Genomic DNA, 392 nt, shown 5'->3' on the forward strand with positions numbered 1-392 from the left:
GCATGATGGTCGGCAACGAGGTGAAGGCGGTGGTGCGCGCGCCGGCCGAAGGCATCGAGACGGCGCCGGCGCTGCTCGAGATCCGCGCGCTGACCCGCAAGCCGGCGACGCCGTTTTCGATCCCGCTGAGGAACATCAACCTCACCGTGCGCGCCGGCGAGGTGATCGGTATCGCCGGCGTCGCCGGCAATGGCCAGGGCGAATTCTTCGAATCCGTCTCCGGCGAAGCGCTGCAGCCGGAGGCCGGCTCGGTACGCATCCGCGGCAAGGACGCCGGCGGCATGAGCATCACCGGCAGGCGGCTGATGGGCGCTGCCTTCGTGCCGGAAGAACGGCTCGGCCACGGCGCCGCGCCGCGCATGAAGCTGTCGGAGAACCTTTTGCTCTCGCGC

The 392-nt window shown here is 70.2% G+C and carries 1 protein-coding gene; it reads left to right on the forward strand.

The window, feature by feature from the left end:
• A partial coding sequence (locus tag EN738_RS35110; RefSeq protein WP_348629126.1) for an ATP-binding cassette domain-containing protein occupies nucleotides 1–392 on the forward strand: 392 nt, incomplete at both ends.

Source organism: Mesorhizobium sp. M4B.F.Ca.ET.017.02.2.1, from assembly GCF_003998955.1.
In the GTDB taxonomy this organism is placed as follows: domain Bacteria; phylum Pseudomonadota; class Alphaproteobacteria; order Rhizobiales; family Rhizobiaceae; genus Mesorhizobium; species Mesorhizobium abyssinicae.